This is a genomic window from Vulcanisaeta sp. JCM 14467, from assembly GCF_001316245.1.
GTDB lineage: Archaea > Thermoproteota > Thermoprotei > Thermoproteales > Thermocladiaceae > Vulcanisaeta.
Window position 1 is genome coordinate 64,265 of record NZ_BBDM01000011.1, and the last position, 21,293, is coordinate 85,557.

Genomic DNA, 21,293 nt, shown 5'->3' on the forward strand with positions numbered 1-21,293 from the left:
AGTTTTGTGGTTAATACGTTAACCAATCTATTCGGATAATCATTGCTTTACCTCGGTCTCCTTCGGTCTCCTCCTTGCGCGCTTCTCCTCAATTCTTTTCCTGAGTAGGTTTATGTGAAATAATAACTCATTAATACCTAGCTTATTGCCGACGTCCTCACCGTACTTAAGCAGTTCCTCAGTCTCATCAAGGTTCCTAGACCTACCTCTGGCGATTAATTCCTGAGCCGTATACACAATGCACTCTACGAGCTTCTCCCTGAACTCCAGGGCCTTCTCCTTATTGCCCTCCCTCTCTGCCTTCTCAACCAGTTTCTCCCACTTTGAGCAGGTTATCGTCATACTACCACCAAGCTGTGGTGTGGTGATTGCAGATTAATTTAAAAATTATGCCTTATCCTCCCCAGCCTTTGTCTCCGGCTTGGCCGTGCTCCTGGCTTGTCTCGCCATCGTCTCATTAATTAGTCTTCTGGCCTTCCTAATGATGGCTATGTAATTATCAAATAACTTCGCATCCTTAGCCTCCTTAGTGGCTTCCTTGAATAACTTAATACCATCATCCAACTTACCACTCCTTATCAGGTCCTCAGCGGTCCTCAACTTAATGACTAATTCCCTCGCCTTATTGATTAATTCCTCGCTCGACATCGAGACAGCGTTGGACAACCCCTTAATAAGGTTTATTAGTTGGTAATCACCCTATCTGTCGTATGATTCAATGATTAGGGTCTGGAGCACTGATCGTTGATGAGTGGTGAGCCCGAATCCTAATACTCATTAATCGTCTTATTCTTCGACCTATACTCCCTAATCAATTGATCAGCCACATCAGGTGGGACCCTAATCGTGTATAGGTAGTGCTTTAACCTAGCTTTCAACTTCACGTAATCTGGGTACCTCTTAACCCTAATCTCCTCAGCCGCATCGGCATACCTACGCCAAAGCTCCACTAGGAATACCTCCCTGGGCACGGCATTGACTGTGCAGGGGATTTTTTTAAGGATTTCTACAGAAGAAGTAAAAATAGGCCCTGACCGCATTATCTACGTGGTTGTTAATACGGACGTGTTAATAATTGGCGGTGGACCTGCCGGTTCATACCTAGCCCGTTACCTAGTCAAAAATGGCTTTAACGGTGATGTCATGCTCATTGATAAGAAGTCCATAATATACGCGCCAATTATATGCGGGGAACTGCTCCCGAGTGAGAACCTGCTAAAGCCCTGGATAGGTAAAGATCTCTACAATGTTTTACTAACAACACTTAGGGAGACGTTGCGCAGGGAATTCATTGTTAACGAGATTAAGTGGCTGAGGCTTGTGATTAATGATCATGACATAGGCAAAATGCCGTTCAGGACATACCTAATTGATAAGGCTGGCATGATTAGGAACGTGATTGAGGATGCAATCAATGGCGGTGCTAAGGTTCATTTTGGGGTTACGGCTGTTAAGTGCGTGGGTAAGGGCGATGGTTATGAATGCTTGGTTCACGATAGGGGTGGTGGTGAGTACGTGATAAGCACGAGGGTGCTCATTGGTGCCGATGCATACCCATCAATTGTGGACCTAGGCCTAGGCATAACCAGCGGCTTCAGGCTGAGGACTTGATAATAGCGACCAGCGCAAGGGCCAGGGGTAAGTATGCTGATGATGAGGCTGTAATAGTAATGGACCCGGGCATAGCGCCAGGAGGCTTCGCCTGGATATTCCCCAGGGGGATGGTGTCCACAATATCGGTGTTGGTGTTAGAAATAACATTGCATGGCGTGGAAGCAACCCACTTAATCATCACATGCTCTTCGTTAATAAGTACGGGCTTAAAAGCACGCAGAGGTCTGTTCTCATGAAGACGCTCCCTGTTGGTGGATTATTAAATAAGTATGGCGTTGGTAACGCCTACTTAATCGGTGATGCCGTTGGCTCGGTAATACCGACTAATGGCGCCGGTATAAACCCGGCCATGATGACGGCTCACTTACTTGGTGAATCACTGATTCACGGTAGTGATTATGCCCTATCCATGAATAGGCTGTTTAGGCCTTTGATGGATAGGATGGTCATGTTTAGGAGGATTGGTGACCCATTACTAATGAGTAGGGATGCCATGGAATTGGCATTGAGGGTTTCGAAGAGCTACATGGCTGGTTCTATTTATGAGGCTACGTTGTCCTCGATGAGGTTGGGCACATTAATTAAGTTCTTAATTGGTAATTTACTGATTAGGTTGATTTCAAGCCTGGCTTAACGTGCATGTAGTATTTATTAAGGCATAAATTTAGGGGTTTATGAAATAAATGGTCGTATTAAACCCGAGTAAGTACATGGAGTTACTGCCTACCGAAGTAAGGTCAGCCATTAATAAGGTTATTCACGTCCTCGAGGAATCATTCACCGGCCTATGGATGCCCAATAGCCTATTAAACGCCACATACCACTACATTAGGAATAGGGGAAAACTCATCAGGCCAACCCTAGTACTGCTCATGGCGTACGCGCTGGGTAATGGTAACGGCCTTGAGAGGGCAATACTGCCTGCGGCATCCGTCGAATTAATACACACAGCATCCCTGCTCCAGGACGACATAATGGATCAACAAAGGATTAGGAGGGGTGTGGAGACTCCATACAGCATTTACGGGCCGTATACTGCGATGCTTGCCAGCGACCTAATAATTGCTAAGGCCGTGGAGTATGCGATAAGGAGTGGCGATAATGACATAGTGTTCGAGCTCCTAAATTCATCCATTAAGTTGGCGATTGGGCAGAGCTTTGAGTCGGAACTGGGTAGTAAGGCTGATGTAACCATTGATGATTATTTAAGACTCATTTATTATAAGACGGCCTCACTCATTGAGTCCTCAATGGTTGTTGGCGCGTACGCAGTAAATGTCAAAGATAGCGAAGTAATAAGTAGGATTAGGGATGTGGGTAGGTTCGTGGGCATTGCATTCCAGGTTAGGGATGACGTCATTGACTACTTAAACATGGACAGTAGGAATCCGGGGGTTAACATTGACGAGATTAATATCGTGAGGATAATGAGTAGGGTGGATGGTGATGTGAGGGCGGCTATTGATAGGGCCAGGGGTATGTTGAATGAGATGCTTGATAATGCCGTTAAGTTGGTTAGGGAGGTTGTGAATAATGAAACCTTAATTAATTACATAAACCTGCTGAGGATTTAAGAGTTGATTAGTTAAGAAAGGGCTATAATAAGTCGTATAATACATTGCAAAATAAGTCATCCCTAAATTTAAATCGCAAATTACAATCAACTGATGAGTGAGGTCTTCATAATAGATGACGTACCAATCAGGTATGAGGATCTATTCAGGGCACCTGAGAAGGACGGCGCAGTGGTCTCGGTCAGGGTCCATAAATCAGTCAAGGAATTACTAACCAAGTTGGCTGAGAAGGAGGGACTTGATGGCGTCTCGGAATTACTTAGATACTTAGTGGCTGGCTACATAATGGGTAAGTACAAGCTAATCAAGCCAGAGCCTCACGTGATCACACAGCCCATATTCCTAAACGTAAACATAAACAAAAAGGCCATTGAGGAGCACACGGACATGGCACAAATAGGCCTTAAGATGGAGATTGACGAATTAATAAAGGAATCCATGGACGTAATAAGTAAGGTGAAGAAGGGTGTGATAAACCCAAGAGGTAATGAGTACATAAGGAGGTTGAGGAATAAGGCGGTTAAGTATATGGTGAAGGCCTGAAGTACGGGATGGAGGAGGAGTACGAGAAGTTGAAGACAATACAAGTAACACTAACGACACTACTCGAGGAGGAGTAATAACAAAAGCTTTAAATCGGTGCTAATGACTTATTGCCTTGCCGGGGTGGCCGAGCTAGGTCCAAGGCGCGGGCCTGGAGATTCCGAGAGGAACCTTAAAGTCCGTCCCCGCAAGGGGGCCCGGGTTCAAATCCCGGCCCCGGCACCAAGAATAATCATTGGTTATTGTGTGCCCATTCATTACACCTTAATATTTAATAATGCATAAGCGTCAATATCACGTGTCGCTTAATATTAATGTTGAGCTGTACGTGGTTGACTTGAGGTTTAGGTTTAGGGACTTGGCTTATGAGGGTGTTGTTGAGGTTCACGTAGATTCAACTGGTGACCTTCAGCTTAATGCCGTGGATCTTAGGGTTAGATCTGTGGAGGTTGATGGTAGGTCCATTGACTATGTGTATGATGGTAGGGTTATTAGGGTTAGGGGTCCCGTGAGGGGTGTTGTTAGGGTTCCTTTTGAGGGTAGGGTTCCCGATAGGTTGTTGGGTATTTACAGGGCTCCTTATGGTGGTGGTTACATAATAACGACGCAGTTCGAGCCGACTGGGGCTAGGTACTTCATACCGTGTATTGACCATCCTGCGGTTAAGGCTAGGTTTAGGGTTAGGGTTTCTGTTGATGGGGATTATGACGTGATTTTTAACACGCCGCCTGTGAGGGTTTATTGGGATGGTCGGTGGAAGGTCTTTGAGTTTGCTGAGACGCTAAAATGTCGACTTACCTCCTCTACCTGGGCATTGGTAGGTTCTTTGAGTTGAGGGATAGGGTTGGTAATGTTGATGTCATTTTTGCAACGCCGGTTAGGGATAGGGTTGAGGATGGTAGGTTTGCCATTGACGTGGCCAAGGGCGTCCTTGACTTCTACAGTAATTACTTCGGCATACCATACCCACTGCCTAAGCTCCACTTGATTCACGTTCCTGAGTTTGCGGCTGGGGCTATGGAGAATTGGGGCGCTATTACGTTTAGGGAGACGGCGTTATTGGTGGGTAGGGGTAGTACTGAGCTTACTAGGAGGAGGGTTGCGGAGGTCGTGGCTCATGAGATTGCCCATCAGTGGTTTGGTGATTTGGTTACCATGCGTTGGTGGGATGATCTTTGGCTTAATGAGTCCTTCGCAACATTCATGAGTTATAAGGCCGTGGACAAATTATTCCCCGAGTGGAGTGTTTGGCATAGGTTCCTCGTCGATGAGACTGCGGGCTCGCTGCTTAGGGATTCGTTAATGAGTACCCACTGTCCATGTGCCTATTAGTAGTGAGGAGGAGGCCTTCGAGATATTTGACGACATTAGTTATGGTAAGGGTGCGTCGCTGCTTAGGATGCTTGAGAATTACGTTGGTGAGGAGGACTTTAGGAGGGGCCTTAGTAACTACCTTAGGAAGTACTCCTATTCAAACGCCAGTGAGGATGACCTGTGGGGCAGTATTGAGGAGGTTAGTGGTAAGCCTGTGACTAGGGTGATGAAGGTTTGGGTCGACAAGCCTGGCCACCCAGTCATTATGGTTGAGGACGTGGGCGGTGGCGTCGTGCTTAGGCAGTCAAGGTTCGTGCTCAGTGGGAATACTGCTGACACATGGCCAATACCCATCGTGTACAGGCTCAATGGTGCCGTGAACACAGTACTCATGGATAGGGAGTCCATAACCATCAGCGGTTCCTCGGCGTCCTTGTTCCTGAATGTTAATGGTAGTGGTTATTACAGGGTTAGGTACAGTGATTGGTCTAGGGCGTTAAACAACGCCGCCAATGATTTTGAGAGGTGGAGTGTAATCAATGACGCCTATGCCCACCTGCTCCAGGGCTCCATTGGCTTGGGTGAGTACCTCGGCCTGGTTAGGTCCCTGGGTGGTGTGGTTAATTACCTATTGACGACCACGGTAATCATGCAGTTGGGTACGTTGTACTCGATAAAGCCATCATCGGTTAAGGACGTGTTCATTGATTACCTCAGGTCGCAGAGTAAGTTGCTTGAGGGTGTCTCAGGCATGGGTGATGTTAGGGAGTTGGTTCTCTCACGCCGTGCATTGGTTGATGAGGACTATGCCAAGTCCATTGCGGGCTTGGTTGGGGATTACCAGGGCCTGGACCCTGTCATGAGACAGGCCGTTGTTAATGCCTATGCCGTGGTTGGTGAGAGGCCCTTCGAGACCCTTAGGGACCTGTATAGGTCCCTGGGTACTGATGAGGATAGGGTCAGGGTTTTATCAGCCATGCTCAGTATACCAAGTAGGGATGAGTACCAAAAGGCCCTGGACTTCCTGGTGTCTGGTGAGGTTAAGAGGCAGGACCTCCAGTACTTCACGGTTGGTTCGAGGAACCCGTATGTGCGTGACCTGAACCTCAAGTGGTTAATGAGTAATTATAGGCGCTTCATAGAGGCTTATGGAGACCCTGGTGTACTCTCTAGGTTGCTCACCTACTCAATACCGCTTATTGGCATTGGTCAGGAGGATGAGGTTGAGAGGTTCTTAAACAGCCTTAACCTGCCGGGTATTGAGATGGGGGTTAGGGCTGGTCTCGAGCTTATGAGGGTCTATTCACGCCTGTTTCATAACATTTAAACGCGTTATTTTCTAGTCATTATTTAAACAATTCTTTAAATAAATATTGGGTATTACGCCGGATATTGGGGGCAATGTTTTAAAGAGGTGTAATAACGTTGCATTAAATGTGTCGCTCATTGATTGGTTAACACCGCCAACTGTTACCACGGTTAATCCCAGGAGGGAGGTACTGGCTGGTATTACAACATTCTTAACAATGGCATACATACTATTTGTGAACCCGGCAATCGTTGGTGGTGGGTTTGAGTTGGCCCTCATGCATGCGTTGGACACCAATACATTGAGTCCGCAGTACCAGGCGTTGGTTTACACCGTGAAGTTGGGTATTGCCGCCGGTACGGCGGTTGCGGCTGCCTTTGGGACTCTACTCATGGCGTTCTTCGCTAGGTTACCCTTCGCAATGGCGCCTGGCATGGGTGAGAACTCCTTCATTGCGTACTCGGTAATCCCCGCATTCACCACGGTACTCCTCAACATGGGTGTTGCCGGGCCTGAGGCTGCGGAGGTAGCCTCATGGTGGCGATAACGGCCGTGTTCATTGACGGCTTGATATTCATATTCACTACGTGGTCAGGCATCAGGGAGAGGATCCTTAAGTCGATCTCGCCCAACCTAGCCATTGGCATTAGTGTTGGGATTGGCTTATTCATAACATTCATAGGCCTCTCACTTGGGGGGTTCGTGCTACCTGGCAGTGGTACGCCAGTCACCTTTAACACAAGGGCCTTTGTAACGCCAACGTCAATACTTGCGTTTGTTGGTCTTATACTCGCGATATTCCTGTACATCAGGAATGTGCCGGGTGCTTTTTTTTAATAACGATAGTCACGATAACGCTGATAAGCATTGGGCTTGGTCTTGTTAAGCCGCCTGAGGTTCCTGTTCAATTGCCCGTATTTTCCACGTCGATAGTGCCGAACTTCATTGATAACATCACGTGGTGGTTTAGGCTTGTGAGCCTGGCGTTTCCCGTCGCGTTTTCGTTGTGGATGATTGAGTTCTTTGATGGTATAGGCACGATAATGGGCCTGTCCAATAGGGCTGGCCTCGTGGATAGGGATGGAAGACCCATTAATATAGAGAGGGCTCTGTATGCTGACGCTATCGGCACAACGATTGGCGCGTTGGCTGGTACCACGACCACGGTAATCTACGTGGAGTCTGCATCCGGCATAGAGAGTGGTGGTAGGACTGGGTTGACGTCGTTAGTGACTGGGTTGTTGTTCCTCGCATTCCTGCCCCTGGGCCCGATAGTGGTTATGATCCCTGACTGCGCGACAGCGCCGGTACTGATATTGGTGGGTTTGATGTTCGTATCGTTAATACCAAAGATAAACTTCAATGACCTGACCGAGGCGATACCGGCTTTCGTCGCCATGATAAGCATACCACTTACCTACAGCATAGCCACGGGCATTGGTCTAGCCTTCATAACGTACACGCTCACGAAGCTAGTTACCGGCAGGTTCCGCGAGATCTCGGTGACTACGTTGATAATAACGTTGGTTTTCGTCCTATACTTCGTTGCCATGGTCCCAATGCTCAACCCATAACCGCATCCTATGGCTTAATGCATCAAAATCCCTAGTTCATAAAACATTATTGAGGATACACTTTAAAGATTAGCATGAAGTCTACATAACCAATGAGCACGCAGGAATTCATAGACCTACTCAGGAGGTTGAGTGAGGCCTTCGGGCCCTCTGGCTTTGAGGATGAGGTTAGGGACTTGGTTATTAAGGAGTTAGAGCCCTACGTCGATGAGTTGATGGTTGATAAGTGGGGTAATGTGATTGGTGTTAGGTATGGTAGGCGGAGGGACTTGAGGGCCATGGTTGCTGCCCACATTGATGAGATTGGCTTATTAATCGATAGTATTGATAAGAATGGCTTCCTGCGGTTCAGGGCTATTGGTGGTTGGAATGAGGTTACCCTGGTTGGTCAGAGGGTTGTTATTAAGGCTGTTGATGGCAGGAAGATTAAGGGCGTAATTGGTAGTAGGCCGCCACACGTTACACCGCCTGGTAAGGAGAGGGAGGCCCCTGAGCTTAAGGACTTGTTCATAGACATTGGCGCGTCGAGTGATGAGGAGGTTAGGAAGTTGGGTGTTAGGGTTGGTTCTGTGGCCGTGCTGGACAGGGGTTTTGAGGTCCTTAATGAGGGTGTTGTCACTGGTAAGGCGTTTGATGATAGGGTTGGTGTTGCCGTGATGCTTTGGTCCGCTAGGCAGTTGAGGGAGAGTGAGGTGACCACGTACTTCGTCGCCACGGTCCAAGAGGAGGTGGGCCTGCGCGGGGCTCAGGTTGCGGCTGACAGGGTTTACCCGGACTTCGCCATTGCGCTCGATACGACCATAGCTGCTGACGTGCTTGGTGTTAATGAGCGTGAGTTTGTGACCAGGGTTGGTAGGGGTCCTGCGATTAAGGTTATGGATGGTGGTAGGGGGAGCGTGTTCATTGCACATCCAACACTCACTAATTTCTTAATATCCGTTGCCGAGGATTTGAGAATACCCTACCAACTGGAGGTGCTGATTGGCGGCACGACTGATGCCCTGGGTATTGCCTTTAGGAGGGATGGCATACCGGCGACCACGATATCAATACCCACGAGGTATGTTCATAGCCCCGTCGAGTTATTGAACATCAATGACGCGTTGAATGCGGCTAGGCTGCTGACCGAGGCGTTGGCGAGGACTGATGAGAAGCTTGTCCAGAGCCTTAGGGAGAAGACCATTAAGGCTAGGTCTGCATGAATTTGATGATTAATTGCTCCTTAATTTATTAATAATGTTTATTGCATTATTTATCAATTCCTCAACCCTACCCGGGTTAAGGGCCTCGCTGTAGATTCTGAGCTTTGGCTCGGTTCCGCTACCCCTGATTAGGATCCAGGAATTATCGCTGAAGATCACCTTAATGCCGTCAATGGTTATGGGCCTTGGATTTGTACCTAGGGAACTAAGCATCTTGAGTAATACTTCCTTATTATCATTTACAAACTTCTTTGAATTCCTCATGTCTAGGTCGACCCTCTTGAAGTATGCCCTGCCATACTTACCCCTGACGTCGCTTATTAGGTTCGTTAGGCTTCCGTACTCCGATGCCATGGCTATTATTAGTGATGCCGTGTATATGCCGTCCTTGTCGGGTATGTGCCATGAGTACACGAGACCGCCACTCTCCTCACCACCCATGTCCGCCTCGCCGCTCATTATTGCCCTTGCCACGTACTTAACGCCAACTGGGACCTCAATGACCTTAAATCCGTACTTAGCGGCTATGCTGTCGAGGATGTGCGTCGTGGATACTGTCCTAACGATACCCCTCCTAATCATTGATGCCGAGGCAAGCCTCTCGACAACAATCGGTAGAATATCATTGGCGCTTAGGTAGCCATGTACCTTATCGACCAGGGCTATCCTGTCCGAGTCTCCGTCATGCGATATCCCAATGTCGTACTTACCAGACGTAACCTCCTGGATAAGCTCCGGTATATTCTGCGGCTCTGGGTTGGGGTCCCTGCCCCCAAAGCTTGAGTCGTAGTTGTTGTGGATCTCCGTAACGTCCATGCCAAGCCTCCTCATGACCTCACTCGTATACCCTATCGAAGTGGCGTAGATCGGGTCAATAATGACCCTGAACCTAGTCCTCGGCTTAAACATCCTTGTTACACTCTCATAGACATAGTTAATGTACTCAGGGGCTGGGTTCACCGTGGGTACTGGCCTTAGCTCAAGGGTTTCAACGGACTTATGAATATCCTCATACTCATTATTATACAACCTCTCTATCTCGTCTGTATCCTCCTCCTGGCTGGTGATCCCTTGCTTGTTATTACCTTGAAGCCGTTGTAGATTGGTGGGTTGTGGCTCGCCGTTATCTGTATTGTGAGGTCGAAGCCGAATTTAGAACCGTACCAAGCCGCTGTTGGTGTTGGCGTTGGCTTGCTTACCATGATCACGTCCAGCCCGTGGTTCACGGCTACGCTAGCACGATAGTTGCGAAGTCCCTGGACTTCCTCCTCGCATCAAAGCTAACGAAGACCTTGTGGAGACCGTACCTACGTGACCAGTAGCGGAACGTGGATTCGGCGAGTACTGCGACGAGGAATTCATTGAATTCCTCATCAATAACGCCCCTGACGCCATCAGTCCCGAAATGGAAGGATAAAGCCCGTCTCTCCACGATTCATAATGTGATGGGGTCCTTATAAATGTTATTGCATGGTCATAACCATGCCTAACCAAGTAGGGTCGAGAAAGGATAATAAGGATTAGGCAACTCCACCAGTGCGGTGAGGAGGGTTAGGCTGGGCTTCGCTGGTAGGGAGGTTGAGTTTGTTGATAGGGAGCAGGCCCTTAGGCAGGTTGAGGATTGGGTTAACAGGGGAATGGCGCTCCCGCGGGTTGTTTATGGTCGCGAGGGCTGCGGAAAGACGGCATGGCTTAGGCAGGGAGCCGAGCTGCTTAGGGAGCTTGGCTTTGACGTTATTTACGTGAATCCAATCGAGTTGGCATTCACGGTAGAGTTGGGGGTTGAGGACGTAAGGAACAAGTTGTTGAGCTTAATACGTGAGGCCATTTCGCAGATTGCCTGGGGTAGGGTTGTTTGGTCCATCATAGGCATAGCCAGGTCAGCCATTGAAGCCGGGACACGCAAGCTCGCGATTATCGTTGACGACGCATTCCAAGTAATCGGCATTGATAAAGTCGCAATATACGTGAAGGGCTTGCTCGGAATACTCGAGCATCCACCCGCCAGTTACGACAAGGTCATCGCAATAACAGCCACAAGCGAGGGTGTTTCGAGGAGGGAGATTGGTAGGCATCTTTGGGCTAGGTTAATACCCATGTGGAATATGATAAGGGAAGGCTTCGAGCAACTCTACGAACAACTACCAGGTAATAAGCCGGACTTCGAGGATGTTTGGAGGTTGACGGGTGGGAACCCTAGAATCTTAGGGGAGCTTTATGAAGTGAATTGGGTAGCCGATAAGGTAATTAGTGAACTTATTAACGATAAGGAAATCACGCCGGACCTCATCAGGAAGTGGGCGAACCACCTCAGGGAGGCCGTGGGTGACCCGGATTACCTATGGTATAACGCACCTGGGGAATTGGTTGATGAATTGGTCAGGAGAAACCTCATACTATTTCCCCTGCCAAGTAGAGACCCGGACCCAGTGGATTGATGAACCACCACCAGAGAGGGATCCCGAGTTGGGCATTGGTAGGTACGTTGCCTGGCAAACGCCGCTGCATAGGGAAGCCGTGAGGAAAGCCCTGGAACCAGCGAGTAAATGAGACTTGCCTAGCCCTGGATTTAAACACGTCGTGGAATTTGGTTGCGTAGGTAATCGTCTCATTCGTGGTTCACGGCCATTCTTAGTGCGGCATCCTCATTAATTTTATCCCTTAATCAAACCACTCACTGTGTTAACCCACTCATTGATTACCCTTGGCACGCTGAAGGCCGTGGCCCTCTCCCTGGCCCTAACCCTCATGGACTCGTCATAACCACCCTCCCAAAGCCTAACCGCCATCTTAACAAGCTCGTCGGGATTACTTACTAGCCAGCCCGTCTCGTTGTTTATCACGGTCTCTCCAGGGCCCTGCTTATTATACGTGAGTACCGGCGTCCCGCAAGCCATGGACTCAACGGGCACGTAACCGAAGGGTTCATGCGTGAATGGGAATACCGTGAACCTGGCGTTGGCGTATAGCTTGACTAACTCCTCATCGCTGACCCTACCTCTATAATCAATGTTCCTATGCCTAGTGAACCAGCGCGGCAGCCAGGGAACCTTTGAACCAAAGGCGACTAGTTTAACGCCGGCATCCGCAATTGCCCTTAGGACGCTGAATTGGGTTTCCTTGCCCACGTAGGTCAGTACGTAGTCCTGGCTTGGGTTTGGTGTGGGCTTGAAGAATTCCGTGTCTATTGGTGGGTTTATTACGGCGTGTACCCTCACGCCCCTGGACTCCACGGACTCGGCTGAGTACCTTGAATTAGCTATTACATATTTAGAGAGCGAGAGGGCCCTGTGGTACGTGGAATCCGCAGCACTAATCAGTGGTAGTGCCACGTAGTAGCCAAGCCTATAGTGCATGGGGAATTCCCTGCTTAAGTCCCTCAGTAGGTCGCCTACGTAGCCTGGGCGTAGAATATTGTTGATGGTATTGGTAATTCGAAGGATAGGTTTATTGATACGCAGTCATCGCTATAATTAATTAATCCCCTTAAACCATTCATAAGCCATATTAATAAATGACCCAACTGCCCAGGTAGCCATGGCTTAATACCCAGCTCCACCACCTTAATGCCTACCTGCCCAAACTCCCTCCTAACCTCATCCCCCACGTATGGGGAAACCACGTTAACGCCAATGCCCATCCTAATAAATGCGCTACCGAGTAAGTATGCAACCCTTATTGGACCTACGATGCCGTCAATCCCATCTGTTACTAATGTTATGCAGGGCATGGCTATAAATTAACACCATTATCCATGTACATCCTCGCCAACCTTAGGTAGGCCAGGTAATTATTCCTAATGTACTCCCTATCCGCATCCGTGGCCTGCCTAATGACCTTGGCTGGCACGCCAACGACTATGCTGTTTGGCGGCACCTTAGTGCCCTGGGTAACGACAGCCCCAGCACCAACAATGCTACCACTGCCGATCACCGCGCCGTTGAGTACTATGGCGCCCATCCCGATTATCACCTCATCCTCCACAGTAGCCCCATGAATGATCGCCCTATGGCCAATCGTAACCCCACGCCCAATCCTTGCCGGGAAGCCCACGTCGGTGTGTATAACCGCGCCATCCTGCACGTTTGAGTTATCCCCAATAACGATGCTGTCCTCATCACCCCTAATCACGCGTGGGGCCAAATACTCACGTTATCTCCAATAGTCACATCCCCAATCACGTAGGCAGTACTCGCTATGAATACGTTCCTGCCAATCTTGGGTACCTTATCGCCAACCCTAATGATCGGCATAGTGTAATCGTCGTGGGGCATTATTAAAGCATTAAGGCATGTACCATATTAAGTGGCACCGCCTTAAATACTTAAAAGAGGATTGAGGAGGTCAATGCCGTATGCCGAGGATTGACGTATTAAACGCATTACTTGGTAAGGGTGGGTTCCTCTATGATTACCCATACAAGCAGGTACGGCGTATTTGTCAGGAGCCCCTACCCGCACGCCAGGATATTGGGCATAGACGTGAGCAAAGCCGTCAATGAGGGAGCACTTGTTCTCACTGGTAAGGACTTCATGGCTAGGACGGTGGGTTCAACGGAGAGGGAGGGTGCGGGACTTGAGACGCTGCCTATTGCCGTGGATAAGGTGCGTTACCAGGGAGAGCCCGTGGCGTTGGTGATAGCTGACAACCCGTATAAGGCGATGGATTTGGCTGAATTAATTGATGTTCAGTATGAACCCCTTAAGCCAGTTCGTAACATAGATGATGCCCTGAGGAATGAGTCCCTGGTCTTTGAGGAGTTGGGTACGAACATTATTCAATCGCAGGTGATTGAGTACGGCCAAATGCCCGGTGGACCAAGGGAATTGGAACTCAACCTCTACTGGTCAAGGAGCTCGGGAAACCCAATAGAGACATTCGCAGCCATCGTATACCCAGAGGGCGGTGGGGTCACGATAATATCGAACCTACAGGGCGGTAAGTCGATAGTGGCTGAGATAGAGAGGTCCCTGGGTATACCCATTAAGCACGTCCCAGTTAGGCACGGCGGTAGCTTCGGCTCCAAATTCTCCCTGATCAGGTACCTAATAATCCTGGCCTACGCAGCTACAGGCTCAAGACGCCCATCAAGTGGGTCGAGACCAGGACAGAGCATTTGATGGCATCAAACTCGAGTGGCCCCGAGAGGAAGTTCAGGATTAAGGCTTACTTCGACGGTGAGGGTGTTGTTAAGGGCCTCGACATAAGCATTTGGGAAGATGCAGGAGCCAGTAAGAGCAGTGGACAGGCCTTTAAGCCCCTGGGCATACTGGCTGGGCCGTATAAAATAAGGAACCTTAGGTACAATGCCACGGTGGTCGCCACTAATAAGAACCCAGCAGGTGCATTCAGGGGTGCTGGCACACCACCACATACGTGGGCCCTGGAAAGGGTTATGGATGCGATAGCTGATGAGTTGGGCCTTGACAGGGCTGAGGTTAGGAGGAGGAATTTAATCGATTCATTCCCTTACGAGGCGCCCTACGCCTACTATGATTCGGGGAATCCCAAGGGCCTTCTTGAGCTTGCTTTATCACGTAGTGACCTCTTCGCTTTGAGGGATGAGAATACTGGCGTGGGTATTGCCGTGTCCACGGACCGTCAACGCCCCAGGGCACTGAGGGTATTAAGTTGAGGATTAGTAATGAGAAGATAATAGTGGGCCTTGGGTTTGGCGGTGAGGGTCAGGGCAATGAGCATGCGGCAGTTAAGTTAGTGGCTCAGCTCCTTGATGTACCGATGGATTGGGTCACGTATGAGTACTTACCAAGTAATGAGAGCCCTGAGGCCTTTGGGCCTGGTGGTAGCCGTATGGCCGTCTTCACGGCTGGCGCCGTGCTTGGTGCCGTTGAGGAGTTGAGGGCTAGGTTATTTAATAAGGCGGTTAAGGTCCTTGGGAACAACGTGACTTATGAGAAGGGTTACTTCCGCTCGAGCATGGTAGGAGGGTTAGTATTCTTGAGCTTGGTGATGAGGAGGTCACCTTCACATATACAGCTGAGGCGAGGATAGTAGGTACATTGCATACCCATTTGCCTGTGACGTAGCGGTGGTTAAGTATGAGGATGGCAGGCTCAAGCCCATTAAGCACGTCGTGTATTTGGACCCTGGTAACGTAATTGATGAGGAGCTGGTTAAGGAGCAGGTGATGGGCGGCACGGCGATAGGGATTTCACTGGCGCTCTATGAGGCGTATAGGTATGATGAGGATGGCAACCTACTAACGCTTAGCCTCGGTGATTATGGTCTTCCAACGGCCATGGACATACCCGAGATTGAGGTTCACCTGGTACCATCACCATCACCAGTGACGCCACTGGGCGTTAAGGGTATTGGCGAGGTGCCCGTGGGTGTGGCCGCTGCGGCGGTGACCAGCGCCGTGGAGGATATACTCAGGAGGAGGGGTATTAAGGCTAGGATCGATAGGGTGCCGATTGACCCATCCTTACTTGCATAAGGTATTTAAATCAATGATATTGAGTAAGCCCCGGTATGTCCACGGCCGCTGCCTTTGATATTAAGATTAAGTCAATACCCAGGGACCCGCGTAACACGCTCATTATGGCGTGTCCAGAGCCCTCGCTAGCATCCATAGTCGCTATCGAGTACCTGGTGGAGACACTTAAGATGGAGGAAATTGGGTCGATAAAGCCGAGGGGTCACATACCCATTGTTACGGTCATCGATGGCGCGGCTAAGTTACCCTATAGATTATTCTTTGATAGGGAGCACGCAATTGTGGTTATTAGGCAGCACGTGCCAATACCACCAACACTCTATAGGCAGTTTGTGGATAAGATCCTTGATTGGGCCGAGGATAACTCGGTGAGTAGGGTTGTGTGTCTAACATCAACGTCACTCCTTGGCGAGCAGGAGAGTGATAATGTGTATTTCGTGAGTGAGGAGGGGCATGTTGATGAATATAAGCAGCTGGGTCTAATACCACTTCATGAGGCCACGATAACGGGCATTGAGGCCATATTCCTAGACTCAGTACTATCCAGGAACATAAACGGGGTACTACTGCTCGCTGAGTCGAAGGTGCTTACGGCAATTAATAGATTAATTGAGAGCGGGAAATTATCCAGTCATAGAGACGTATTAACAATACTTAACCAGACAATCGGTAGGTATGGGCCTGACGTCACAGCAGCCCTCAAGTTAATAAAGGCCCTGAGCAAGATCGTTGGCTTCGAAATACCCATTGACAAGCTTGCTGATCATGCGAGTAAATACGCATTTTTAATTGATAAGAACTTAGAGATGTATATGAAACCGCCGAAGGAGGAGTTACCCGTATATTATTAATCGTGAAATATAAAACGAAGTAAAAAGGTAAATATATTAACAATCAATTTGTTTTAAACATACCCCCTTAACACCACTTACGTTAGAACACACATCTAACGTAACCACCATCAATCAATATCATTGAACCATTTATGTAGCTGCCTTATCACTGGCTAGGAAGGCCACCAGGTAGCCAATTTCCTCGGGTTTTCCATACCTACCGGCCGGTATCTCCTTACTCCACGCCTTAATGACCTCATCAACACTGACGCCCCTTGCCCTGGACTCCTCCTGGGCCAGTTGGTTTATTCTCTCGGTCATTATGTAGCCCTGCATAATACCGTTAGCCGTTACTCCATACGGCCCATACTCAATGGCCAATGACTTAACTAGGCCGGCTAGGCTTAGCCTGACTGTGTTTGATAGGACCAGGTTTGGTATTGGTTGCCTTAGGGTTAGTGATGTTACGTAGATCAACCTGCCCCAGCCCCTACTAATCATGTTATTCACGACACGCCTAGTTAGCCACACCGCGCTGAGGAGTAGTAGCCTTGTTGCGTATTCCCAATCATCCTCACTCAGTTGCGAGAATGTGCCTGGCTTGGGTGGTCCTGCGTTGAAGACTAGAATGTCTACATTACCGAAGGTGCTCATTGCCTCCCTGACTAGTCGATCCACGTCATCCTTAACCGTTAAATCAGCCTTAACTGCAAGGACCTCGGCACCGCTCTCCTTAATTATGGTCTCCCTGGCCTTGGCTAGTTCGTCCTCACGCCTGGCATTAATGACGACCTTAACGCCCTCCTGGGCGAGCACCCTGCTATTCCGAGGCCAATACCCCTGCTTGATGCCGTTACGATCGCAACCTTTCCCTTTAGTCCCAGGTCCATACGGGTTAGTATTAAGTAATCCCTTATTCAATGTGACCCTCTAATCCAATAATAACGCATGTAATGCCAAGATTTATATTCTGGCGCCTTCACGTCTATGGCAATGAGTTCTCTTGAAATTGATTTGAGAAGGAGGGATCGGTATGAGGATATTGTGAGGGTAATTAATGAATATGGCTCATCAGTGAAGGAGTCCATATTTGAGAACCTGCCAGATGAATTAACGGTTCCATATCAAAGAATACGTGAATTATACATGCAGGAAACAACGAGGGGTAGGGGTAGGATTGATGTTAATTCCCTCATTCAATTGTACATGAACGTACCCAAGGCGGAGGAACTCCTGAGGTATTTGTTACTCGCCACGGTATTGTTCATGGGGTTCCGAAACCTGAGAAATGAAGTAATATATAAGGTGATGCATAGGAATTATGATAGGATAAACCACCTACTCTCAAACCCCGAGTACTCATTGATTAACGATATTAGCATGAAATTGCTAAGCGATTATGAGAATGAGGGTGTTAAGGGCGAGGATGTTCAGGAGGTTAGCAATGCCGTGCATAGCTTCGTTTATGGCCTAAGGAAGTTGACGAAGGCCTACGGAGCAACACTACTCAGGTGGGTGCCCAAGTTCCGTTATGTTGCCGACTTCGAGAAGGCACTACCAATGTTTTACCCACCGAGGGCTAATGAGAGGAGGAAGAGGGCCATTAGGACATTCATTAGGTGGGTGTCTCATGAGGCCAACCTGCCGGTGGCGCTCGGCATTATTTCGAGGGGTGAGTATAGGCGTTATACAATGGTTGCCGATGTCTATAGTACCATGGTCACGATAAGGAGTGGCGCATTCCTGGTCCTGGGGAATGACCATGCAATGAAGGTACTAAATAGGATATTGGTTAATAGGGATGGTGGGGTCACAATAAAGGTTGATGAGGTTAAGGGGCTTGTCAGGGCAACGGGTAGGCTGAGTAACGACCCAATAGTCTATGAGAGAGGCGCGTTTAAGATAGGCCATGAGTATTGCTCACGGCTTAGGTGCAATGAGTGCCCCTTAAATAAGGTCTGCATGAAGTTTACCTGGGTGAACATTAAATGAGCATAAACATACCGGAGGACTTGAGGAGACTCATTGAGGAAATAACAATAAACAAACTAGGCAGTGTCAAGGGTAAGACCGAGACCCTGAGCTTCGTCGACTCAGTGATCGAGGAACTAAGGAAAAGGGGCGTTAATTTAAATGATGACCTGGAGGCCATGGCTAGGCCATACGTCGTAGACATACTGTGGTCGTTGAGGAAGAAGGGCGTGATAACCATGGATGACGACCTACTTCACTTCTCCGTGACAAGGCAGGAATCTTAACCAATACTAATAAATTAATTCACTCATTAATGAGTAATGCCCCCTGCATGCACCCACGCCAGGCCCGCCCAGGCCATGGCCTGGGCGGGTCATAACTTATTCAACTCGGCATTAACCGTGCCATCATCACTAACGCTTACTATTGCGTAATAACCACTGGCTAAAGGGCCGGGATTTACAATGACAGTGCTGCCCAGTTTATCAATACCTCGGGACTCATGAACATGGCCGCACAGCACAACCAATGGCTTAATATCCTCAATTAATTTCCTCACGGATTTACTACCGATGTGTTCGCCATTCCATGCTTTATCAACATTAGTACCATAGGGTGGATAATGGGAGACAAGTATTAACCTAGGACCAGCCCTCCAACACTCTCCGTATTAACTGGATAACCAGCCAGGTAAAATGATTCAATGGATATTACGCGCCCCTCAATTAAGTACTTTTGAACCCTTGGCCTAACGCACGAGGATCCATATTACCCATGACAACATACACAGGCCTACCATAATTGCTCAATACGTCTAATACTTCTGGATCCTCAAAATCACCGCTTACAATTACCGCATCGACATTTCTCACCACATCACTTATCGAGCGTATATAATACTTATCACCATGAATATCGGATATATGCAGCATTCTAATACCCATGCTCATTATTTAGATATTCACTTTATCGGGACATTAATTAAATTTTATGTTAATGGGCGTGTTAATTCATGAGGCCGTGAAATCGTTAATTAATGCAAGGGTTTTAAACCCTTCAAATCACTTCGGATTTGTGAATGAGCTTAGATATTTCCTGTCTGAAAAGGGGTTAATCATTATTTGTGGTAAGGGTGGTGTTGGTAAAACAACCTTTTCAGCTTTATGCCTTATTCTCATCATCACTTGGCATTAAGACCTTTGTTACGTCAATAGATCCAGCGCATCATTTAGGCAATGTTTTAGGCGTTAGGTTGGGTCACGAACCCACGTTAGTCATGGATAATTTATACGCCAATGAGGTTGATATTGATCTGTTAATTAAAGAATATATAGATAGAACGGTTAAAGCAATAAGGAACGTTTATACCGAGATTCAGGTATTTAACTTTGATAGATACATAGAGATGCTTAAGGAGTCCCCTGGCGTTGAGGAGGATGCATTATTCAGTTATCTAATGGAATTAAGGAAAAATGATTACCCTGTGACAATAGTTGATACACCAGCAACGAGCATAACCACGAGGTTCTTAAGCTCCCCTGGCTTCAGTCATTGTGGCTTGATAAGCTGATCGATTTGAGGAGTAAAATTATTGGTTATAAGGAGGTTATTGAGTCGATTAGTCAGGGTAGGAAGATAAAGATTAGGGATGCCATGCTTGAAGAATTAATAAGAATGCACGGTGAGGTTGAGGAATATAAGTCATTAATGATGGATCCCAATAAGACAAAGCTAATATTCGTAGTTACGGCAGAAGAGCTGCCAATATTAGAGCTGAAGCGCTTTGTAAATGCCATGGGCAGAGTTAACGTTAAGATACAGGGTATAGTGCTTAACAAGTATGTCGATAATGAAAGTAATAATAAACGGCTGAATCAATTAAGGGGAGAGTACCGAGAAATACCAATAATCATAGTTCCGTATAGTGAAAACGTGATAGGCGTTGAAAACCTAATGAAACTGCTTAATAAAATTAGGGTGGTATGGTAATGGATTTATACACAATAGCATTCATAGTAATTGTAATACTAGCCATAGCCATGCCCATCGTGTTCTTCAAAGGCCATAACGAGAACGTTAGGAGGATGAAGATTATATCTAAAAGGCTTGAAGATTACTTAAAGCCAGCGAATAAGGAGTACGTACTTCTAGGGACCAGTGTTGGCTTTAGGGCTCTCTTCACAGTTAATAGAGACAATATTAACAAGGTTGAAGCCGTGCTAATATTACTACCAAGACAAAGCTTAATCTATTACCCAATATCGAGATTAACAACAAAGCATGATAAGTTCATAGTCAAGGTTGAGTTCACGAAAGACCTGGGGTTAGGCAGATTCACATTTACCAAGAGTATTAAGAGGTGCTCCAGCGACGTAAAATCAATAAATTACAATAGAAGGAAGTATTACCTATGTGGTAATCCCAGGTGGGATATCATTAAAGTTCTTAGTAGCATTAGGAATTGGAAGTACTTGTATGAGGTATCTTATGAAAAACGTACATTATTTATAGAATTCTTAACGAGTAAAGATACCGTGGTTGACGATATAATAGATATAATAAATAATATTAAGTCATTATTTAGTATTAAATAAAATAATAAAAATTGAATATTTACATTAGTACCGGCGGAAGGTTTATAAAGAATTAAAATTAAAATATTTAACGTATGACGGTTAGAAAGTACGTAGGTGCTGCCTTAACATCACTGGGCATAATCCTTATGGCATATGCGTTGGGTGTAGGTATTGTATCCATACCCCATGCAATCACATCTAATGACGCACTTATGTTCGTTTTTGGAACCTACTTCATAATAGTTGGTGGAGCTTTGGGTCGGGGAGGTTCCTAAAGAGGTATTGAGTAGGGTTAGGAGAGAGGCCCTTGGCGCTAGGGGTGG

28 protein-coding genes, 1 tRNA gene and 4 pseudogenes are annotated in these 21,293 nt (G+C 47.5%); 21 read left to right on the forward strand and 12 right to left on the reverse strand.

From position 1 onward, the window contains the following. Positions 1 to 39: 39 nt before the first annotated feature. The 3 genes from JCM14467_RS10620 to JCM14467_RS10630 form a co-directional block, all read right to left on the reverse strand. A complete protein-coding gene (locus tag JCM14467_RS10620; protein WP_054850107.1) occupies positions 40 to 342 on the reverse strand; it encodes a hypothetical protein in 303 nt (100 codons plus the stop codon). Between the two features lie 45 nt (positions 343 to 387). Beyond that, on the reverse strand, positions 388 to 648 hold the full coding sequence (locus JCM14467_RS10625) for a hypothetical protein (protein WP_054850108.1): 261 nt from the start codon (positions 646 to 648) through the stop codon (positions 388 to 390). 119 nt (positions 649 to 767) lie between these two features. Then, positions 768 to 971, reverse strand: a complete 204-nt coding sequence (locus tag JCM14467_RS10630) for a 50S ribosomal protein L38e (RefSeq protein ID WP_054850109.1) — start codon at positions 969 to 971, stop codon at positions 768 to 770. 76 nt (positions 972 to 1,047) lie between these two features. Here JCM14467_RS10630 and JCM14467_RS10635 point away from each other — a divergent pair, with 76 nt between their 5' ends. The 13 genes from JCM14467_RS10635 to JCM14467_RS10675 all read left to right on the forward strand — a co-directional run bounded on the left by JCM14467_RS10635 (position 1,048) and on the right by JCM14467_RS10675 (position 9,130). Beyond that, the gene (locus tag JCM14467_RS10635; protein WP_054850110.1) at positions 1,048 to 1,611 is read left to right on the forward strand and encodes an NAD(P)/FAD-dependent oxidoreductase; all 564 of its coding nucleotides are present in this window, start codon (positions 1,048 to 1,050) and stop codon (positions 1,609 to 1,611) included. Further along, positions 1,608 to 1,850, forward strand: a complete 243-nt coding sequence (locus JCM14467_RS10640; RefSeq protein ID WP_054850111.1) for a hypothetical protein — start codon at positions 1,608 to 1,610, stop codon at positions 1,848 to 1,850. The genes JCM14467_RS10635 and JCM14467_RS10640 overlap by 4 nt, the downstream gene beginning before the upstream one ends. Beyond that, a complete protein-coding gene (locus JCM14467_RS10645; RefSeq protein ID WP_054850112.1) occupies positions 1,847 to 2,248 on the forward strand; it encodes an NAD(P)/FAD-dependent oxidoreductase in 402 nt (133 codons plus the stop codon). The genes JCM14467_RS10640 and JCM14467_RS10645 overlap by 4 nt, the downstream gene beginning before the upstream one ends. Before the next feature lie 49 nt (positions 2,249 to 2,297). Further along, positions 2,298 to 3,188, forward strand: coding sequence for a polyprenyl synthetase family protein (locus tag JCM14467_RS10650; RefSeq protein ID WP_054850113.1), 891 nt, complete (start codon positions 2,298 to 2,300; stop codon positions 3,186 to 3,188). A 93-nt stretch (positions 3,189 to 3,281) separates the two neighbouring features. Further along, complete coding sequence (locus tag JCM14467_RS10655; protein ID WP_252901388.1) at positions 3,282 to 3,731, forward strand: ribbon-helix-helix protein, CopG family; 450 nt, start codon at positions 3,282 to 3,284, stop codon at positions 3,729 to 3,731. A 117-nt stretch (positions 3,732 to 3,848) separates the two neighbouring features. Then, positions 3,849 to 3,956 (forward strand) — tRNA-Ser (locus JCM14467_RS10660). A gap of 73 nt (positions 3,957 to 4,029) precedes the next feature. Then, positions 4,030 to 4,566: a hypothetical protein gene (locus JCM14467_RS17970; RefSeq protein ID WP_252901389.1), complete on the forward strand. Its 537-nt coding sequence runs from the start codon at positions 4,030 to 4,032 to the stop codon at positions 4,564 to 4,566. Then, positions 4,518 to 5,063, forward strand: coding sequence for a M1 family aminopeptidase (locus JCM14467_RS17975; protein ID WP_252901390.1), 546 nt, complete (start codon positions 4,518 to 4,520; stop codon positions 5,061 to 5,063). Before JCM14467_RS17970 ends, JCM14467_RS17975 begins: the two co-directional genes overlap by 49 nt. Further along, a complete protein-coding gene (locus JCM14467_RS17980) occupies positions 5,053 to 6,372 on the forward strand; it encodes an ERAP1-like C-terminal domain-containing protein (RefSeq protein ID WP_252901391.1) in 1,320 nt (439 codons plus the stop codon). Before JCM14467_RS17975 ends, JCM14467_RS17980 begins: the two co-directional genes overlap by 11 nt. A 109-nt stretch (positions 6,373 to 6,481) precedes the next feature. Then, complete coding sequence (locus JCM14467_RS17985) at positions 6,482 to 6,901, forward strand: hypothetical protein (RefSeq protein WP_252901392.1); 420 nt, start codon at positions 6,482 to 6,484, stop codon at positions 6,899 to 6,901. Next, complete coding sequence (locus JCM14467_RS17990) at positions 6,889 to 7,191, forward strand: hypothetical protein (RefSeq protein WP_252901393.1); 303 nt, start codon at positions 6,889 to 6,891, stop codon at positions 7,189 to 7,191. Before JCM14467_RS17985 ends, JCM14467_RS17990 begins: the two co-directional genes overlap by 13 nt. A 29-nt stretch (positions 7,192 to 7,220) precedes the next feature. Next, entirely contained in the window at positions 7,221 to 7,928 is a 708-nt protein-coding gene (locus JCM14467_RS17995) for an NCS2 family permease (protein ID WP_252901413.1), read from the forward strand. Positions 7,929 to 8,020: 92 nt separating this feature from the next. After that, a complete protein-coding gene (locus JCM14467_RS10675) occupies positions 8,021 to 9,130 on the forward strand; it encodes a M42 family metallopeptidase (RefSeq protein ID WP_054850114.1) in 1,110 nt (369 codons plus the stop codon). A gap of 9 nt (positions 9,131 to 9,139) precedes the next feature. Here JCM14467_RS10675 and JCM14467_RS10680 read toward each other — a convergent pair whose 3' ends face one another. Continuing rightward, complete coding sequence (locus JCM14467_RS10680; protein WP_252901394.1) at positions 9,140 to 10,159, reverse strand: phosphoglucomutase/phosphomannomutase family protein; 1,020 nt, start codon at positions 10,157 to 10,159, stop codon at positions 9,140 to 9,142. A gap of 5 nt (positions 10,160 to 10,164) precedes the next feature. Beyond that, a pseudogene (locus JCM14467_RS20520) lies at positions 10,165 to 10,562 on the reverse strand (hypothetical protein). A gap of 109 nt (positions 10,563 to 10,671) precedes the next feature. Here JCM14467_RS20520 and JCM14467_RS10685 point away from each other — a divergent pair. After that, positions 10,672 to 11,568 carry an ATP-binding protein gene (locus tag JCM14467_RS10685; RefSeq protein ID WP_342765528.1) on the forward strand — a complete coding sequence of 299 codons (897 nt, stop codon included), beginning with the start codon at positions 10,672 to 10,674 and terminating at the stop codon, positions 11,566 to 11,568. 216 nt (positions 11,569 to 11,784) lie between these two features. Here JCM14467_RS10685 and JCM14467_RS10690 read toward each other — a convergent pair whose 3' ends face one another. Genes JCM14467_RS10690 through JCM14467_RS18015 form a run of 4 tightly spaced genes read right to left on the reverse strand, consistent with a single transcriptional unit; the run spans position 11,785 to position 13,383 of the window. Continuing rightward, a complete protein-coding gene (locus JCM14467_RS10690) occupies positions 11,785 to 12,486 on the reverse strand; it encodes a glycosyltransferase (RefSeq protein ID WP_252901397.1) in 702 nt (233 codons plus the stop codon). Positions 12,487 to 12,521: 35 nt separating this feature from the next. Then, positions 12,522 to 12,860: a hypothetical protein gene (locus tag JCM14467_RS18010; RefSeq protein ID WP_252901398.1), complete on the reverse strand. Its 339-nt coding sequence runs from the start codon at positions 12,858 to 12,860 to the stop codon at positions 12,522 to 12,524. A gap of 2 nt (positions 12,861 to 12,862) precedes the next feature. Then, on the reverse strand, positions 12,863 to 13,261 hold the full coding sequence (locus JCM14467_RS10695; RefSeq protein WP_252901399.1) for a gamma carbonic anhydrase family protein: 399 nt from the start codon (positions 13,259 to 13,261) through the stop codon (positions 12,863 to 12,865). Beyond that, a complete protein-coding gene (locus tag JCM14467_RS18015) occupies positions 13,258 to 13,383 on the reverse strand; it encodes a hypothetical protein (RefSeq protein WP_252901400.1) in 126 nt (41 codons plus the stop codon). Before JCM14467_RS18015 ends, JCM14467_RS10695 begins: the two co-directional genes overlap by 4 nt. 101 nt (positions 13,384 to 13,484) lie before the next feature. On the opposite strand from JCM14467_RS18015, the pseudogene JCM14467_RS20115 reads away from it, so the two are divergent. Then, positions 13,485 to 15,587: pseudogene (locus JCM14467_RS20115) on the forward strand (xanthine dehydrogenase family protein molybdopterin-binding subunit). Positions 15,588 to 15,622: 35 nt separating this feature from the next. Further along, a complete protein-coding gene (locus JCM14467_RS10705) occupies positions 15,623 to 16,438 on the forward strand; it encodes a proteasome assembly chaperone family protein (protein WP_054850115.1) in 816 nt (271 codons plus the stop codon). An 82-nt stretch (positions 16,439 to 16,520) separates the two neighbouring features. On the opposite strand, the pseudogene JCM14467_RS10710 reads toward JCM14467_RS10705, so the two are convergent. Continuing rightward, positions 16,521 to 17,310, reverse strand: a pseudogene (locus tag JCM14467_RS10710) (SDR family oxidoreductase). Between the two features lie 103 nt (positions 17,311 to 17,413). Between JCM14467_RS10710 and JCM14467_RS10715 the strand changes: the two are divergent. Together JCM14467_RS10715 and JCM14467_RS10720 are read left to right on the forward strand one after the other, a co-directional pair. Then, the gene (locus tag JCM14467_RS10715; RefSeq protein WP_252901404.1) at positions 17,414 to 18,412 is read left to right on the forward strand and encodes a hypothetical protein; all 999 of its coding nucleotides are present in this window, start codon (positions 17,414 to 17,416) and stop codon (positions 18,410 to 18,412) included. After that, entirely contained in the window at positions 18,409 to 18,678 is a 270-nt protein-coding gene (locus JCM14467_RS10720) for a hypothetical protein (protein ID WP_054850117.1), read from the forward strand. Before JCM14467_RS10715 ends, JCM14467_RS10720 begins: the two co-directional genes overlap by 4 nt. Positions 18,679 to 18,767: 89 nt before the next feature. Here JCM14467_RS10720 and JCM14467_RS10725 read toward each other — a convergent pair whose 3' ends face one another. Together JCM14467_RS10725 and JCM14467_RS10730 are read right to left on the reverse strand one after the other, a co-directional pair. Continuing rightward, the gene (locus tag JCM14467_RS10725) at positions 18,768 to 19,031 is read right to left on the reverse strand and encodes a metallophosphoesterase family protein (protein ID WP_252901414.1); all 264 of its coding nucleotides are present in this window, start codon (positions 19,029 to 19,031) and stop codon (positions 18,768 to 18,770) included. 88 nt (positions 19,032 to 19,119) lie between these two features. After that, entirely contained in the window at positions 19,120 to 19,344 is a 225-nt protein-coding gene (locus tag JCM14467_RS10730) for a metallophosphoesterase family protein (protein WP_054850119.1), read from the reverse strand. 185 nt (positions 19,345 to 19,529) lie between these two features. Between JCM14467_RS10730 and JCM14467_RS18040 the strand changes: the two are divergent. The 3 genes and pseudogenes from JCM14467_RS18040 (at position 19,530) to JCM14467_RS18045 (ending at position 21,245) form a co-directional block, all read left to right on the forward strand. Then, positions 19,530 to 20,383, forward strand: a pseudogene (locus JCM14467_RS18040) (ArsA family ATPase). Next, positions 20,377 to 20,988, forward strand: a complete 612-nt coding sequence (locus JCM14467_RS10745) for a hypothetical protein (RefSeq protein ID WP_054850122.1) — start codon at positions 20,377 to 20,379, stop codon at positions 20,986 to 20,988. The pseudogene JCM14467_RS18040 and the gene JCM14467_RS10745 overlap by 7 nt, the downstream one beginning before the upstream one ends. 74 nt (positions 20,989 to 21,062) lie before the next feature. After that, positions 21,063 to 21,245, forward strand: a complete 183-nt coding sequence (locus JCM14467_RS18045; protein ID WP_252901405.1) for a hypothetical protein — start codon at positions 21,063 to 21,065, stop codon at positions 21,243 to 21,245. Positions 21,246 to 21,293 lie beyond the last annotated feature (48 nt).